Source organism: Chryseobacterium sp. GVT01B, assembly GCF_019970045.1.
In the GTDB taxonomy this organism is placed as follows: domain Bacteria; phylum Bacteroidota; class Bacteroidia; order Flavobacteriales; family Weeksellaceae; genus Chryseobacterium.
The window spans coordinates 111,388-126,033 of record NZ_JAHXYI010000002.1 but is presented as its reverse complement, the minus strand read 5'-3'; the positions used below and the strand labels follow the sequence as shown (position 1 = coordinate 126,033).

At 38.6% G+C, this 14,646-nt stretch carries 16 protein-coding genes; 4 read left to right on the top strand and 12 right to left on the bottom strand.

Translation table 11 applies throughout. The features are described 5' to 3' along the window. The first annotated feature begins 18 nt into the window (after window positions 1-18). The 3 genes from LC457_RS04035 to LC457_RS04025 all read left to right on the top strand — a co-directional run bounded on the left by LC457_RS04035 (window position 19) and on the right by LC457_RS04025 (window position 3,993). Window positions 19-2,424 (top strand): FdhF/YdeP family oxidoreductase, encoded by a 2,406-nt coding sequence (locus tag LC457_RS04035; RefSeq protein WP_223598719.1) that lies wholly within the window; start codon window positions 19-21, stop codon window positions 2,422-2,424. Between the two features lie 85 nt (window positions 2,425-2,509). Beyond that, a complete protein-coding gene (locus LC457_RS04030) occupies window positions 2,510-3,427 on the top strand; it encodes a bestrophin family protein (RefSeq protein ID WP_223598718.1) in 918 nt (305 codons plus the stop codon). Window positions 3,428-3,447: 20 nt separating this feature from the next. Then, window positions 3,448-3,993 carry a DUF488 family protein gene (locus LC457_RS04025; RefSeq protein ID WP_223598717.1) on the top strand — a complete coding sequence of 182 codons (546 nt, stop codon included), beginning with the start codon at window positions 3,448-3,450 and terminating at the stop codon, window positions 3,991-3,993. A 47-nt stretch (window positions 3,994-4,040) separates the two neighbouring features. Here the strand turns inward: LC457_RS04025 and LC457_RS04020 are convergent, their stop codons facing one another. Genes LC457_RS04020 through moaA form a run of 5 tightly spaced genes read right to left on the bottom strand, consistent with a single transcriptional unit; the run spans window position 4,041 to window position 8,351 of the window. Continuing rightward, a complete protein-coding gene (locus tag LC457_RS04020; RefSeq protein ID WP_223598716.1) occupies window positions 4,041-5,081 on the bottom strand; it encodes a HesA/MoeB/ThiF family protein in 1,041 nt (346 codons plus the stop codon). A 10-nt stretch (window positions 5,082-5,091) separates the two neighbouring features. Continuing rightward, window positions 5,092-5,697, bottom strand: a complete 606-nt coding sequence (locus tag LC457_RS04015) for an NTP transferase domain-containing protein (protein WP_223598715.1) — start codon at window positions 5,695-5,697, stop codon at window positions 5,092-5,094. Further along, the gene (moaC, locus tag LC457_RS04010) at window positions 5,678-6,154 is read right to left on the bottom strand and encodes a cyclic pyranopterin monophosphate synthase MoaC (RefSeq protein WP_223598714.1); all 477 of its coding nucleotides are present in this window, start codon (window positions 6,152-6,154) and stop codon (window positions 5,678-5,680) included. The genes LC457_RS04015 and moaC overlap by 20 nt, the downstream gene beginning before the upstream one ends. A gap of 8 nt (window positions 6,155-6,162) precedes the next feature. Continuing rightward, window positions 6,163-7,362 carry a molybdopterin molybdotransferase MoeA gene (locus LC457_RS04005; RefSeq protein WP_223598713.1) on the bottom strand — a complete coding sequence of 400 codons (1,200 nt, stop codon included), beginning with the start codon at window positions 7,360-7,362 and terminating at the stop codon, window positions 6,163-6,165. 2 nt (window positions 7,363-7,364) lie between these two features. Next, window positions 7,365-8,351, bottom strand: coding sequence for a GTP 3',8-cyclase MoaA (gene moaA / locus LC457_RS04000; protein ID WP_223598712.1), 987 nt, complete (start codon window positions 8,349-8,351; stop codon window positions 7,365-7,367). A gap of 313 nt (window positions 8,352-8,664) precedes the next feature. Here moaA and LC457_RS03995 point away from each other — a divergent pair, with 313 nt between their 5' ends. Next, a complete protein-coding gene (locus tag LC457_RS03995; RefSeq protein ID WP_223598711.1) occupies window positions 8,665-9,462 on the top strand; it encodes a Cof-type HAD-IIB family hydrolase in 798 nt (265 codons plus the stop codon). A gap of 127 nt (window positions 9,463-9,589) precedes the next feature. On the opposite strand, the gene LC457_RS03990 is transcribed toward LC457_RS03995, so the two are convergent. The 7 genes from LC457_RS03990 to LC457_RS03960 all read right to left on the bottom strand — a co-directional run bounded on the left by LC457_RS03990 (window position 9,590) and on the right by LC457_RS03960 (window position 14,642). After that, a complete protein-coding gene (locus tag LC457_RS03990; RefSeq protein WP_223598710.1) occupies window positions 9,590-10,411 on the bottom strand; it encodes an alpha/beta fold hydrolase in 822 nt (273 codons plus the stop codon). 53 nt (window positions 10,412-10,464) lie between these two features. Next, entirely contained in the window at window positions 10,465-10,983 is a 519-nt protein-coding gene (locus LC457_RS03985; protein ID WP_223598709.1) for a thioredoxin domain-containing protein, read from the bottom strand. A 2-nt stretch (window positions 10,984-10,985) separates the two neighbouring features. Next, entirely contained in the window at window positions 10,986-11,447 is a 462-nt protein-coding gene (locus LC457_RS03980; protein WP_223598708.1) for a redoxin domain-containing protein, read from the bottom strand. Between the two features lie 4 nt (window positions 11,448-11,451). Beyond that, the gene (locus LC457_RS03975) at window positions 11,452-12,144 is read right to left on the bottom strand and encodes a YoaK family protein (protein ID WP_223598707.1); all 693 of its coding nucleotides are present in this window, start codon (window positions 12,142-12,144) and stop codon (window positions 11,452-11,454) included. Window positions 12,145-12,149: 5 nt separating this feature from the next. Beyond that, a complete protein-coding gene (locus tag LC457_RS03970; RefSeq protein ID WP_223598706.1) occupies window positions 12,150-13,196 on the bottom strand; it encodes a cupin domain-containing protein in 1,047 nt (348 codons plus the stop codon). A gap of 133 nt (window positions 13,197-13,329) precedes the next feature. Next, window positions 13,330-13,887, bottom strand: coding sequence for a hypothetical protein (locus tag LC457_RS03965; RefSeq protein WP_223598705.1), 558 nt, complete (start codon window positions 13,885-13,887; stop codon window positions 13,330-13,332). Window positions 13,888-14,090: 203 nt separating this feature from the next. After that, complete coding sequence (locus tag LC457_RS03960) at window positions 14,091-14,642, bottom strand: antibiotic biosynthesis monooxygenase (protein ID WP_223598704.1); 552 nt, start codon at window positions 14,640-14,642, stop codon at window positions 14,091-14,093. Between the last annotated feature and the right edge of the window lie 4 nt (window positions 14,643-14,646).

Genomic DNA, 14,646 nt, shown 5'->3' with positions numbered 1-14,646 from the left:
TTTTTAAATTAAAAAATCATGGAAAACAGAGATGAATTCAATACAATAAGAGAGGACAAAGGCCAGTTACCTTCAGCAGAACCTCCTTATAAATTGCTGGATTTGAAACTGAAACCACCAAAACTCTGGGCAGCAGGATTTCCGGCTGTTATCCATTCACTGGACCAGCTGGTGCTCAACGCTTCTGTTCTCCGTGGAGGAAGGGCACTTTTCAGTATGAATCAGTTTGACGGTTTCGATTGCCCGAGCTGTGCCTGGCCGGATCCGGATGACGAACGTTCTAAGTTGGGTGAATACTGTGAAAACGGGGCAAAAGCCCTGGCGGAAGAAGCAACCTCGAAAACAATAGGAGCAGATTTTTTCAAAGAAAATTCAGTATATGATTTAGCGAAACTAACAGATTTTGAAATCAGTCAGTTGGGAAGAATTGCAGAACCCATGTACCTGCCGAAAGGAGGAACACATTATCAGCCGATAAGCTGGGATGATGCCTTTGCAAAAATTGCCGGAAAACTGAACACTTTGGATTCTCCTAATGAAGCCATATTCTATACCTCAGGAAGAACCAGTAATGAAGCTACCTGGGTGTACCAGCTGTTTGCCCGTGAATTCGGAACCAATAATTTTCCGGACTGTTCCAATATGTGCCACGAAACCTCTGGTTATGCGCTTTCCAGAAGTATTGGGATTGGAAAAGGAACGGTAAAGCTGGAAGATTTTTATGATACGGATCTCATCATTATTATAGGACAAAATCCAGGAACGAATTCACCGAGAATGCTTTCCGCTTTGACTAAAGGGAAAAAGAACGGAGCAAAAATTATGGCCATCAATCCGCTTCCTGAAGCTGGTTTAAAGGGTTTCAAAAATCCTCAGGAAGTTCGTGCTTTGCTGAATAAGCCTTATGAATTGTCAGATTTATACCTTCCCGTCAGGATCAATGGAGATATGGCACTTTTAAAAGCCCTTCAGATTCTGGTATTGGAAGAAGAAGCTAAAAATCCGGGGAAAGTTTTAGATCAGGATTTTATAATTAACAAAACGGCAGGTTTCAACGAATTGGTTGAAGAATTGAAACGCTATGACCTCAATTTCTTATCAGAAGAATGTGGCATTTCGGTTGAAAATCTAAGAGAAGCCGCACAGATGATTGCTTCAAAAAAACGCATTATTATTTGTTGGGGTATGGGAATTACCCAGCAGCATAATGGTGTGGAAATGATTTATAATATTGTGAATCTCCTGTTGATGAAAGGAAGCATAGGAATTCAGGGTGGAGGAGCCTGTCCTGTTCGTGGCCACAGCAATGTACAGGGAAACAGAACATTACTGATTAACCATCATCCTACGACTGAACAATTAGACAGATTAGAAGAATATTACGGTTTCAAAGTTCCCAGGGAAGGCGGTTACGATGTTGTGAACGCATTGAAAGCAATGCATCAGGAAAAAGTAAAGTTTATGTTCTGTATGGGTGGAAATTTCCTTTCGGCAGCACCGGATACAACCTTTACCGCAGAAGCCATGCGAAAACTGGAAATGTCTGTGATTGTTTCTGTAAAACTTAACAGAGGCCATCTTATCCATGGGAAAGAAGCTTTGATCTTACCGGTAATTTCCCGAAGTGAAAAAGATATGATCAATGGAGAACTTCAACATGTAAGTACAGAAAATTCAATGGGTGTTGTAGAATGGTCAAGAGGTGTTCTCGATCCTATTTCAAAACACCTCATCAACGAAACGCATGTTGCCTGCAAAATGGCAAAAGCTGTTTTGGGTGAACGTTCTGTGGTAGATTGGGATCAATTTATTAATAGCTATGATGCCGTTCGTAATGATATTGAACAATGTATTCCGGGATTTGAAAATTATAACGAAAGAGTGGTGCAGAAAGGAGGTTTTTACCTTCCGAACGGACCAAGAGATGGTATCTTCAACAGTGAATTTTATCCGGGAAAAGCAGCTTTCAATATAACAGCTGTGCCTGACAATTCGCTTGCCGATGATGAATATCTGATGGGAACCACCAGAACACACGATCAGTTCAATACTGTTGTTTATGGCTTGAATGACCGTTACCGTGGGATTTTCAATGAAAGAAGGATTGTCATGATGAACGAAAAAGATATTGAAAAAGCCGGCCTCAAAGAAGGAGATCACGTAGATCTTTTCAATTATGATGATGGAATTGAAAGAATTGCCCCTCTTTTTATTGTTGTAAAATATCCTATTCCGCAGAAAAGTACTATGACTTATTTTCCGGAAACCAATGTTTTGGTATCCATTAATAATGTAGTAAATGGAGCTAATATGCCTGCTTCCAAATATGTCCGTATCAAAATCCGGAAACACAGCCCTGATATTTTTAAAAAGATTGATGACCATGTGATTGCAGCAGCCGGAACAGGTCTGGAACCATTGTAATGCAACAAATTATAATCATGAAGAAAATATTTTCTACAATTAGATTTTGATGCAGAGATGCAACATAATATTTTAGAGTTTAACAATGATCATAAGAAAAAAGGAACACTGGTTCAGAATGCTTTTTGTATGGCACGGTTCTGTTTTGCCTGCATTGCTTCCCCGTTTGGGATTGCTTTTAATGCTTTCTTTATTGGTGACCTATTTCCATGGAACGATTCTTTCATTTAAGGTTCCGTTAAATCCTGCACCCCTTACGCTTTTCGGTTTTGTATTGGCCTTATTTCTCGGATTCAGAAACAATGCCAGCTATGACCGGTTCTGGGAAGGACGTAAGTTATGGGGAGCTTTATTGAACACGGCCCGCGCATTGACCCGCCAGGCACTCACCTTGAAAAATCTAGACCATAATCAGGTTTCAGTTCATCATTTTGTTCAGTTACTTAGTGCTTTTGTCTTTGCGCTGAAACATCAGCTGAGAGGAACAGATGCTTATGAAGATTTACAGGTAAGGCTTAATGAAGACGAACTGAAAATTGTAGCAGTATCCAAATATAAACCGGCAGTTATTATGAGATTGCTTGCAGAATGGGTTCAGAAAGCAAAAGAGGAAGGCGGTCTGGATTCTATTCAGCAGGCACGTTTTGATGAAAATTTTGATAAGCTTTCTGATATTTTGGGAGGATGTGAAAGAATTATTTCAACGCCAATTCCTTATAGCTACAGGGTTTTGCTGCATCGGACGGTGTATATCTATTGTTTCTTGCTGCCGTTTGGACTGGTAGATTCATTAGGATGGTTTACACCGCTTATTGTGGTATTTGTGGCTTATACCTTTGTTGCGTTTGAAGCAATAGCGGATGAGATTGAAGAGCCTTTTGGAACAGATGCCAATGATTTGGCTCTTAATAGTATGTGCATAATGATTGATGAAACGATTCATGAGATGGCAGGAGAACAGATTGCTGCTTCTCAAAAAATAACTCAGAATATTATTGATTGACAGGGCTAAAAGGTAATTGTATGAAGGTTTCAGAAAAAAAAGTGATTTATACAATCGGACATTCTGTTCATTCATTGGATGATTTCATTGAAATGCTTAATTCGTTTAACGTTAAATTTTTAGCAGATATCCGGACATTTCCAGGATCAAAAAAATATCCGTGGTTCAATAAAGAAAATCTGGAAAAGATACTCCCTGAAAATAATATTGAATATGTCCATCTTGAAGAATTGGGAGGCAGGAGAAAGGTACAGCCCGGTTCAGTAAACAGCCGATGGCGGAATGAATCTTTCCGGGGATATGCTGATTATATGCAAACCTCAGAATTTGTAACCGCGGTTGAAAAGCTGGAACACATTGCCAGGGAAAAGACAACAGCTTTTATGTGCTCTGAGGCGGTATGGTGGAGTTGCCACAGATCTATGGTTTCTGATTATCTTAAAGCAAGAGGCTGGAAAGTAGAGCATATTATGAATGTCGGAAAAATAGAAGAACATCCTTATACCTCACCAGCAAGAGTATATGATGGAAAGGTTTTTTATTCCGATGAAAGTTTATTTGATTAAAAGATAAATGTAAAGAATCTGAACTCACGGAAATTGAGTCTGTAATCCTAAGGCTGTATGGTATTAATACCGCCTTTTAATGAAAACACTTCTTTGTCAGGGAAAGCCTTTTTTATCTTTTTTACAGCTTGTGCACTACGCTTCCCGGATTGACAATACACCAAAAGAGGTTTTGACAAACCGGAAAAGGAATGTACATGGTGTTGTAGTTCTTCCACAGGAATATTGGTTCCGCCGATATTGAAATGTTGATGTTCTTCTACAGAACGTACATCTATAATTTCAAAATGATTTTTCTCCTGCATCAGCTGTTCAAACGTAATAACCTGAACAGTCTGGGGCAAAGATGTAATTTGTGCAGATGTTTTTCTTAATTTAATAACCTGGGTTTTGCCGTTCAGAACATTCATCAGCCATAATTTTCCGGCTAATACATCCTGTGGCTGGGTAAAATATTTTATAACTTCATTGGCCTGCATACATCCAATAATGCCTGCTAACGTAGGAAGTACACCGCCTTCTCTGCAGTTGGGAACCTGAGATTCTTCAGCATCAGGAAAAACATCACGGTAATTGGGGGAGTAGGTGCCATCTTCCTGTAAGACATTCCAGATGCTTACCTGGCCTTCATATTGGTAAATAGCACCATAAACTAAAGGTTTTCCAGCCAGAACGCAGGCGTCATTCAACAGACATTTCGTTTCAAAATTATCTGTTCCTTCCACAATCAGATCGAATTCAGAAATCAAATCCATAACATTGGAGGAAGCTACTTTCAAACGATAAGGAATTATGGAAACGGCTGGGTTTTGCTGTTGTAGTTTTTTTGCCGCAGCATCTACTTTATACGTTCCGATATCCTGGGGAGTATATAGAATCTGGCGGTGCAGGTTGCTTTCCGAGACAAGATCATCATCCGCAAGAGCAATCGTACCTATTCCTGAAGAAACGAGATATTGTGCCGTAGGACAGCCAAGACCTCCCATGCCCACAATCAGAATTTTAGCATGATGAAGCAATTCCTGGGAAGAAATACCAAATCCAGGTAAAGAGATCTGGCAGTGATAGCGTTCAAAAGGATCGTTCATAGGCATGTTTTTATGATTTCTTTAGAATTTCCTTTGCTTTTGTCATTTCTTCCGGTGTATTTACATTCATCAAAGCATCAGGATTATTGGGTTTCAGGATTAATGTATCACTATTCATCAGAACTTTTCTGGGACAGGTATTTCCTAAGCCTAAAAAATTCAGGAGTAATGGATAGCTTTTAGGTTCCCAGATGGTGATCAAAGGTTCGGGCAAACCGTCAAAAGGACTTTCGTAAGTTGTGGCGGCCTTTTCAATATCTCTGGACCGGATCAGAAATTCTAATGAATTTTTATCCAGCAGGGGAAGATCACAAGCTACCACCAGCCATGCTTTATCTCTTTGGGTACGCAAGGCAGAAAGTATTCCACCGAAAGGGCCCATATTTAAAAAAGTATCGGTAAGGGCGTTATAATCCGTATCGAAATGTTCCAATTGGTCCTGTCTGCAGGAAATAAAAACATTCTCACAAAACGGAGCTAAAAGATCAGCTGCATAATACCGCTGTTCTTTCCCGTGCCAATTGATTTTATCTTTAGGATTTCCCATTCGCAGGCTTTTTCCCCCTGCAAGTACCAGTCCGTTTAACTGGGGAAAATCAGTCTCTTTTGAAGTCATTTTTTCCACCTGATTTTTCGATTAGTTTTATCTCTTTGATTACAATATCATGGCTCATCGCTTTGCACATATCATAAATGGTAAGGGCGGCAACAGATGCTCCTGTAAGAGCTTCCATTTCGATACCTGTTTTAGCTTCAATCTCAGCAGTGCAATAGATTTCAATTTCGTTTTCAGTATTGATATCAATCTCTACCTCACAGTTATCCATACCAATCGGATGGCAGAGTGGGATTAGTTCGCCTGTTTTTTTAGCGGCCATTATTCCGGCAATAATAGCGGTCTGAAACACCGAGCCTTTTTTTGTTTTGAAATCTTCCTGTTGAAGTGCAGCCAAAATATTTTCAGGAAGTATTACCACCGCTTTAGCTACTGCTTTTCGGTGCGTAATTTTTTTCTGCCCGACATTTACCATGCCCGGTTGTTCCTTTTTATTAAGATGTGAAAAATTTGTCATGTGTTAGATTAAAAATTATATTTCCAGACTTTGTAGACTTCACCCTTTCTGAATTCCGTTTTTTCCAGAGGAAGTTCTATGAATGCATCGGTTTCCGCAAGATGGGAAAAATCTCCGGAACCATTGGTATTGACAGATTCTGCAATGACCTGCCCCGATGAGTTAACACTGAGTTTTACCTGAGCAAAATACTGTAATGGAAAAGAGAAATCAAGGTCATTCTGCAAAACCGCATATTGGGCAGTTTCCGGAATCTCTAAAGATCTTTCCAGCCAGGGAATAAAATATCGGTGAAGACACATCAATACGGAAACAGGATTCCCGGGAAAGGCAAAAACCAGTTTTCCATTCTGGCTTTTTCCAAACCAAAAAGGTTTTCCAGGCCTTTGTTTTATTTTGTGGAAAAGTTTTTCTATTCCCGCTTCTTCACAGGCTTTAGGCAGATAATCGAATTTTCCCATAGACACTCCGCCGCTCATCAGCAAGATGTCATATGTTTCGATACATCGTGAAAGCTCGTTTTTTATTAATTGAAAATCGTCACTCAAATGCAGCAGATCTGCGCTGATTTTATATTTTTCCAAAACGGATTTTATAGTGATTCCATTAGAACGTCTTAGCTGAAATGGAGTAGGCTGGTCTTCAGGGGATATCATTTCGTCTCCGGTGGAAATAATAGCAACCTTAGGAAGTTTTTTTACGGTTAACAATGTTTTTCCGACTGATGCAGCAATCCCGAGAATGGAGGGGGTGATGACCTGACTGGCTTTTACCAATATTTCTCCTGCTTTTTTGTCCTTTCCCTTCAGATGGATATTCTGTCCCTTTTTTATCGGAATCGTAAAGCCCGCCAGATTATTATTAATCGAAATATCTTCATAACGAATCACGGTATCTACAGAAGAATCCAATGCGGCTCCGGTCATGATTTCAATGCATTCGTATTCAGTATCAATAAAAACAGGAAGTTCTCCGGCGGCTTGTACAGCTTTTATTTTATAGGTGTGAATTCCATTTTTATATGATTTAAAATGTATTGCAATTCCATCTACCGTAGATCTGTCAAAGGGTGGCAAATCGGAATCTGCTGTAATACTTTCAGCTAAAATCCTTCCTAAAGCATTTTCATAGAAAATCTCTTCGGTTCCAAAGTTTTTGATTTGAGAAAGTATAATTTCTTCTGCCTGTTGTACACTGATCATTTCCATAATTATCCTCCGATTGTTGCCATAGACTGATGAATTTGTGATGCGGTAAGACTCTCTTTTTGAGCTTCCCATCCGTCCTTTGGTTTGTTTTTTATGCTGTTGATTATGATATCTTTAAGCTCTTCATCTGTTTTTCCCATCCGGATCTCATCTTTGAGATTTACACCGGTACCTTCATAAAGGCAGGTTCTGAGAATACCGGAAGGTGTGATTCTTATTCTGTTGCAATCTCCGCAAAATGAACGTGTATACGCTGCAATAATTCCTATATTTCCAGTAAAGCCGGGAATCTTATAATTATATGCCGTTGAATGTTTAGGATCTTGAATCTTTTGTATTTCAGGGGAATATTCTTTTATATAGTTGTAAATCTGTGAGAAATTCCATTTCAGAGAAATATCTGTATCACCACCATTGAAAGGCATTTCTTCAATAAAACGCACATCAACGGGAAGATCTTTCGTAAGTTCCACCAAAGGAATAATATCCTCAATATTTTCATTTTCCATCACCACCGTATTGATTTTTACTTTGATATGATGCTGAAGAAGAGCTTCTAACGTTTTCATGACCTTATCAAAGCTGTTTCTTCTGGTAATTTTGAAAAATCGGTCTTTATCAAGGGTATCAAGACTTAGATTAACAGATTTTATCCCAAATTTTTTAAGTTCCGGAATATAGGGCTCGGTAAGAAGGCCATTGGTTGTTAAACTGAGATCAGTCAGGCCGTCTAATTGTGATATTTCCCGGATAAGTTCAATGCTGTTTTTTCTTACAAAGGGTTCTCCGCCGGTGATCCGGATTTTATCTACTCCCATTTTTGTAAATACAGAACAGATTCTGAGCATTTCTTCATCAGTCATTAATTCCTTTTGCTTGATCCAGGTAAGACCATTTTCCGGCATGCAGTATGTACATCGGAGATTACAACGGTCTACAATTGCAAGCCTGAGATAATTAATATTCCTTCCAAATTTATCTGTCAACATTTTAAATACGATGAGTCCTATTACAAATATACTGAATGTTTTTTGTGGTAATGATCAATTTTATACTTATTGCCTAAATAATAATTTACTTTTTCAAATTTGGATATGGGCTGTCACTAATGACTATTATAATTGTTTTTACTGAATAGGGAACATAGCAAAAGAAAAATTCAAGGTATTAAAAAGTTAGGGCAAAATAAAATATTAAGAAATATTCATTGCAAGAAAAAATAATAAAATCGGTATCTTTGAAAAAGAATAAACCAATTGTAATTCTGATTCATTCAGAATGTAGCTTTTCCCACTAAAAATTATGGAGCATATTAAATTGATTGTTACGGACATGGATGGGACTTTTCTTAATTCCAGCCATGAAATGAGCCCTGAGTTTTCGGATGTTTATAAGGAACTGAAAAAAAGAAACATTTTATTTGTACCGGCAAGCGGAAGGCAGATGCCCGGGATAACCCATTATTTCGGAGATATAGAGAGCGAGATCGGTTTTATTGCTGAAAACGGAGGTTATATAATCTATAAAGATCAGGAACTTTTTGCTGATACCCTGGAGTATAAACATATTGTTGAGATCATCAAGACAGTTCGTGAAATACCGGGTGCTAAAGCTGTATTATCCGCTAAGAAATATGCTTATTATGAAACCGACGATCAGCAGTTCGTAGATTTTTTCTCAAAGTACTATACCAAAAACATGAAGAAAGATGATCTGACGGAAAAAATTGATGATACCGCCTTTAAAATTGCAGTTTATCATCCGGATGGTTCCGAAAAGCATCTTTATCCTGCCCTTAAAAAATTTGAAGATCAGGGACTTGAAGTTGTTGTTTCCGGAGCGCATTGGCTGGATGTCATGAATAAAGATATCAATAAGGGAAACGCTCTGAAAATACTTCAGAAGTCACTTGGGATTTCTCCTGAAAATACAATGGCTTTCGGGGATTATATGAATGATATAGAAATGCTGAAGAATGCAAAATATTCCTATGCTATGGAAAATGCTCACCCGAATGTGAAGCAGGCAGCTAATTTTGAAGCTTCTACTAATGACAGTTTTGGAGTATTGAAAACGATTAAAGATTACTTACAAAACTGATTTTGTGCTCTGTATATTATTGATATGCTGGGGTTTCGGAATGAAAATATCATGTTTTTCTGAAAATAATAAAAAAGATGAGTCTTATAAAAGGCTCATCTTAGTATAGAAGTAAGAGAAGATCAGGTTAAGATCTGATAAACTCCAGGATATCTTTGTTAATTGTTTCGTGCTCTGTGGTAGGCATTCCGTGGGGGAAACCGGGATAGGTAATCAGTTTTCCGTTCTTTAATAATTTAATTGATTTTAATGCTGCATTTGCAATAGGAACAATTTGATCATCCTCACCATGCATCACCAAAACAGGAATGTCAACGGCTTTCAGATCTTCAGTTAAATCTGTTTCAGAAAAAGCTTTTATACCGTCATAATGTGCTACGATACCGCCCATCATTCCTTGTCTCCACCAGTTTCTCTGAATACCTTCCTTGATGTTGGCTCCTTCTCTGTTGTAACCGTAGAAAGGAAATGTCAAATCAATATAAAACTGATTTCTGTTGTTGAGGGTCTGGTCTCTGATATTGTCAAAAACTTCAATCGGAACCCCATCAGGATTGCTTTCACTTTTTACCATTACCGGTGGAATGGCGCTGATCAGAACTGCTTTTTTAGCTCTTCCGTTAGAATATTTGTTCACATAGCGGATTACTTCACCACCACCTGTTGAGTGTCCGATGTGAACTACGTCTTTCAGATCAAGAAATTCTACCAGTTCGGCTGCATCAGAAGCATATTGTTCAATGGTATGATTGTAAATATTCTGGCTGGAGCGTCCGTGTCCTCTTCTGTCGTGGGCAATGACTCTGTATCCTTTCTGTAAGAAAAAGATTACCTGCGCATCCCAGTCATCAGATGATAAAGGCCATCCGTGGTGAAACATCAGTACTGGTCCTTCTCCCTGATCTTTGTAAAAAATTTCTGTTCCGTCTTTTAATGTTAATGTGCTCATTGTTGTTATATTTTTAATGTTATGAATTGATTTTATTTTAAAAATGATTTTGTTTAGCTAATGGTATTTTCACGTACCAGCTGAAAAAGATCTTCAGCGCTGCCATTGAATTTATTTCCGTTAATGAAAAAAGATGGAGTTCCGTTCACTCCGCTGACAATACCGCTTTCAAAGTCGGTATCTATTTTTTCTGCCAATGTCTGCTTTTGAATATCTGCTTTGAATTGAGAGATATTTAAATCCAGTTTTTCTGCCAGCTTTAATAGTAGGTTTTCATTCAGAAATTCCTGATTTTCATAAATAGCATCATGCATTTCCCAGAATTTTCCCTGTAATCCTGCCGCTTCTGCTGCCAACGCTGCCGGCCTTGCATAAAGATGCATTTCCGACAGAGGAAAGTTTCTGAAAACAAACCTGATATGATTTCCATATTCTTTCATTAATTCTTTAAGAACCGGATAGGCGGCTCCACAATAAGGACACTGATAATCCCCGTATTCTACAATGACTAAATCGGCATCCAAATTGCCCTGGGTATGGTCAGCATTGCTGACTGATGGTTTTAATGACATATTTATTTTGTATTAAGGTTTTCTAAAGCTTCTAAAATTCCGTCCGCACCTGGGTTGATCGCCGTGGGTGAGAGATAGCTCCATTGGATGATGCCTTCTTTATTAATGACAAAAAGCGCTCTGTTGCATTCCCCTTCCTCATAATTATAAACGCCATATTTCTTTGCGGTTTCTCCTTTTGCTTCAAAATCTGCCAGCAATGGAAAGTGCAGGTTTCTGGATTGTGAAAATGCCAGATGACACCATTTACTGTCTACAGAGATTCCGAAAATCTCAGCATCATATTTTTTGAAATATTTCAGCATTTCGTTATACAAAGCCATCTGGTCACTACAAACCGGGCTCCAGTCTGCGGGATAAAAAGCAAGGATGACGTTTCTGCCTCTGAATTCGGATAAGGTGATTTTCTGATCAGGAGTTGCAAATAATGTAAAATCAGGAGCAACTGTATTTTTTTGTAACATTGAATTAGTTTTTAAGAGTTGAAATTGGTATTGTTAATGCGCAGATCAGCAGTAAAGCTGCCGGAAAAATCAGTGCCCAGTTTCCTGAAAAAGCGAGTAGGAAAGGAGCCGCCGAAGCACCGGAGAGAAAACCCAGCCATAAGAATAATAAATGAAAGATATTCGCTTTATATTCATTGCGCTGGTCTTTATTATCATTCATTACAAACAGGGCTGCCGCTCTTGCGAGGCTGTTTAAAGTTCCTGTAACAAAATCGGTATTGATCTTTTGGCTGCCGACTGATGTTACAATCGTATTCATAAGGCCCATCGAAAAACCGATCACTGCGATGGATACCACATTCGCAATATGTTCATAATAATCAGCGATACTGTAAAAGATCATGATTCCTGAAACAATGTAGAAGGTAATATTTTTAATCCTGCATCTCTTCCATAAAGATAAACAGGTACCCGTATAAATTCCGGTCAGAAAAAATAAGATAACTGTAACAGAAGTAATGATTATACCGGATTTTTCATTGAAAAAAGCGGCTCCCAGCTGTGTGGTATTTCCACTCATAAAAGAAACATAGGTTTTCCATCGAATCAGTCCTGTGGCATCGGTATATCCTGCGATAAAAGCCAGGAATATTGCAAGTTTCTCCTGTATTCTGACAGATCCGTCAGAAATAAGAGATTGTGTTTCCGGAACCAAAGTATTTATTTTCCAGGTTTAATAAATACTTTCTTTTCAGGAAATTTTTCTATTTCTCCTTCTTTCAGTCCGAAATTAGTTATGACTACATCTTTCGGGTTTCCTGCAAGCCATTCGCTGATATCAATAGATTCATAGGTGCCGTTATTAAATCCGATCAGTACTTTACAGACCGTGTCTCCTGTATTTTTGATGTAATGTCCTGCTCCCATAGGCACATAACCCACATCACCTGCATTGAACTGCTCTGTAACAGAAACACCTTCTGCCAAAAACACCGACATTTCTGCTTGTCCTGAAATGAAATACTGCCACTCGTCAGCATTGGGATGCCAGTGCATTTCTCGTAATGCTCCGGGCTGAAGTTCCAGTATAGATCCTGCCATTGTTGTACTGATAGGAAACTCTTTACGGGTAACCAGTCTCTGCAAACCTCCGCCGGGAATAATTCTTGGCTGTTGGGAATGCAAAGGGTAGCGGTGAAGACTTGTCAGCTCAATATCTGATTCTTCAGGGCGGGCTGCAGCATTAGCGGATAATTCGTCAGGAACAACTCCTGCAGCGAAGTAAACCTCTTTCTGGGGAAGTGCTGTTACTTCTTCAAGACTCAAACCTAAATTTTGTGCAACGATTTCAGGGGGCATACTTGAAACAAAATCTGTAACGCTGAACGTATGGTCTTCTGAAAAATTACCATTATCAAAAATCAGGATAAAATGACATTCTTCTGTTCCTGTAGCCTGGATAGAATGGCCATAACCTTTTGGAAAATACCAGACATCACCGGGCTCAAAATTATCCGTATAACTGTGACCGTCCGGATGAATGATCGTTGTACGTACCGTTCCAGAAATCACATAAGCCCATTCTGCAGCATTGGCATGCCAGTGAAGTTCTCTCATGCTTCCGGGCTGTAGTCTCATGGAAACTCCGGCAATACCTATAGACGCAGGGAATTCTTTTACAGAAGCTCCTCTTGTTGTGCCGCCATCATTGGTACGCGGTTCCTTTTTTTCTAATTCGTATCTGAAACTTAATGATGTTGAGTTCATATTATTATTTTTTAGTGATTAATTTTCTTTGTTTTTGCTATTGTAAAGCTACCCAGAAACCCTATTATTTTTAGGTGTCATTCGGTGAAAAGGCAAAAAGTGTCGTTGAAAAAATATAGAGGTGCCACCAGTGTTAAAAAGGCTGGTTATACTGACCTGTTAATGCTTTATTTTCAATGCTTTTTGCAAAATTTGGAGTTTCTTCATGATTGTGAGTATCAGAAGCGGCTTGTCTTGATGCAGCGGCATCTGTAAGGTTGATGCCGTGTTCTTTAAGATATTCAAACATTTCAGGAGTAGCTGTTGCATGAATTTCATTGGTATAAAGGCAGGTGTTTTCATCAATCTTCGTGACTTTCAGTTCCCATAAAACCTGTACTTTTGTACGTCCGTTTTTGGTAATTGAATCAGAGGTGGAAAGCATTCTGCAATAATCAGGACGGTGAACATCTGCAACATAATGCTGAACCATTAGTGCATCTCCAATGGTTTCGACATTTAAAGATACTGGCTTACCATCAAAAGTAGTTGAAATTGCAGCCCCAATATGCTGGGTTGAGCAACGTTGATATTCGGCATCAGGCAGATTAAGCAGCCAGTCTGCGATATTCACTTTTTCAATGGGTGCATTAATGATAACGCTTACGCTTGAATGAGATAGTGCATTTTCGGGTATTTGTACGATTTCCATAGCTGTTGGTTTTGATTGTTTATTTTATTGATGATGTAAAGCTACCAACCGACAGTTTTAATTTTTACTGCTGTTCGGTAAACAGGCGAAAAGTATCGTTGAATAAGCCGGGGAAGTTCAAATGGTAACAGGATGAATGGTATTGAAAATAAAAAAATCACTGTGGGTTACAGTGATTGATAATAAGTAATTTTAAAAATAGGTTATTTATACAGCCATTTTTTGATCAGTCTGGTATAATTAGGCATTACTAAGAATATCATCAGAAAAACGATGATCCCTGAATTAACAAATCCGTCGAAATAATGATTGGCAGGAATTGAAAATATTCTTAAAAAGGGAAGGATGACAACAGGAATAAGAATTGATAGCGGATAAATGGCAGACCAGGTAACCAGAAACTGTTTCCAGCGGACAGGAACTTTATTGCCTTCATTTTCTGAATTAAAAAGGAAATCCAGTCCGGATTTTATCTGGTAATTGTCATTTTTTGTGAATAGCGGATTAGCTTGCTCAATGAGTTTTTCCCGGTCATCTGATTCCATCCAGTTTCTAAGGTTTTTAATGGTATCAAAACGGATAATAACAGTATATACAAAAGTCAGATCAGGAATAGGACGTACAATCTGCAGATCAATAAATCCTTCTGAATGCTTGGTAACCGGAACAATTTCGTCCAGCCATTTTTCGTATTCCTGCTGTTTTCCATCCTGAATATGATGAGTAATAACAACGGAGGCGCCCTGATTTTCCATAACT

What these genes read in the sequence shown, in the direction of transcription:
- LC457_RS04035 (WP_223598719.1), top strand. Translation starts at nt 19, where the DNA reads ATGGAAAACAGAGATGAATTCAATACAATAAGAGAGGACAAAGGCCAG.
- LC457_RS04030 (WP_223598718.1), top strand. Translation starts at nt 2,510, where the DNA reads ATGATCATAAGAAAAAAGGAACACTGGTTCAGAATGCTTTTTGTATGG.
- LC457_RS04025 (WP_223598717.1), top strand. Translation starts at nt 3,448, where the DNA reads ATGAAGGTTTCAGAAAAAAAAGTGATTTATACAATCGGACATTCTGTT.
- LC457_RS04020 (WP_223598716.1), bottom strand. Translation starts at nt 5,081, where the DNA reads ATGAACGATCCTTTTGAACGCTATCACTGCCAGATCTCTTTACCTGGA.
- LC457_RS04015 (WP_223598715.1), bottom strand. Translation starts at nt 5,697, where the DNA reads ATGACTTCAAAAGAGACTGATTTTCCCCAGTTAAACGGACTGGTACTT.
- moaC (WP_223598714.1), bottom strand. Translation starts at nt 6,154, where the DNA reads ATGACAAATTTTTCACATCTTAATAAAAAGGAACAACCGGGCATGGTA.
- LC457_RS04005 (WP_223598713.1), bottom strand. Translation starts at nt 7,362, where the DNA reads ATGGAAATGATCAGTGTACAACAGGCAGAAGAAATTATACTTTCTCAA.
- moaA (WP_223598712.1), bottom strand. Translation starts at nt 8,351, where the DNA reads ATGTTGACAGATAAATTTGGAAGGAATATTAATTATCTCAGGCTTGCA.
- LC457_RS03995 (WP_223598711.1), top strand. Translation starts at nt 8,665, where the DNA reads ATGGAGCATATTAAATTGATTGTTACGGACATGGATGGGACTTTTCTT.
- LC457_RS03990 (WP_223598710.1), bottom strand. Translation starts at nt 10,411, where the DNA reads ATGAGCACATTAACATTAAAAGACGGAACAGAAATTTTTTACAAAGAT.
- LC457_RS03985 (WP_223598709.1), bottom strand. Translation starts at nt 10,983, where the DNA reads ATGTCATTAAAACCATCAGTCAGCAATGCTGACCATACCCAGGGCAAT.
- LC457_RS03980 (WP_223598708.1), bottom strand. Translation starts at nt 11,447, where the DNA reads ATGTTACAAAAAAATACAGTTGCTCCTGATTTTACATTATTTGCAACT.
- LC457_RS03970 (WP_223598706.1), bottom strand. Translation starts at nt 13,196, where the DNA reads ATGAACTCAACATCATTAAGTTTCAGATACGAATTAGAAAAAAAGGAA.
- LC457_RS03965 (WP_223598705.1), bottom strand. Translation starts at nt 13,887, where the DNA reads ATGGAAATCGTACAAATACCCGAAAATGCACTATCTCATTCAAGCGTA.
- LC457_RS03960 (WP_223598704.1), bottom strand. Translation starts at nt 14,642, where the DNA reads ATGGAAAATCAGGGCGCCTCCGTTGTTATTACTCATCATATTCAGGAT.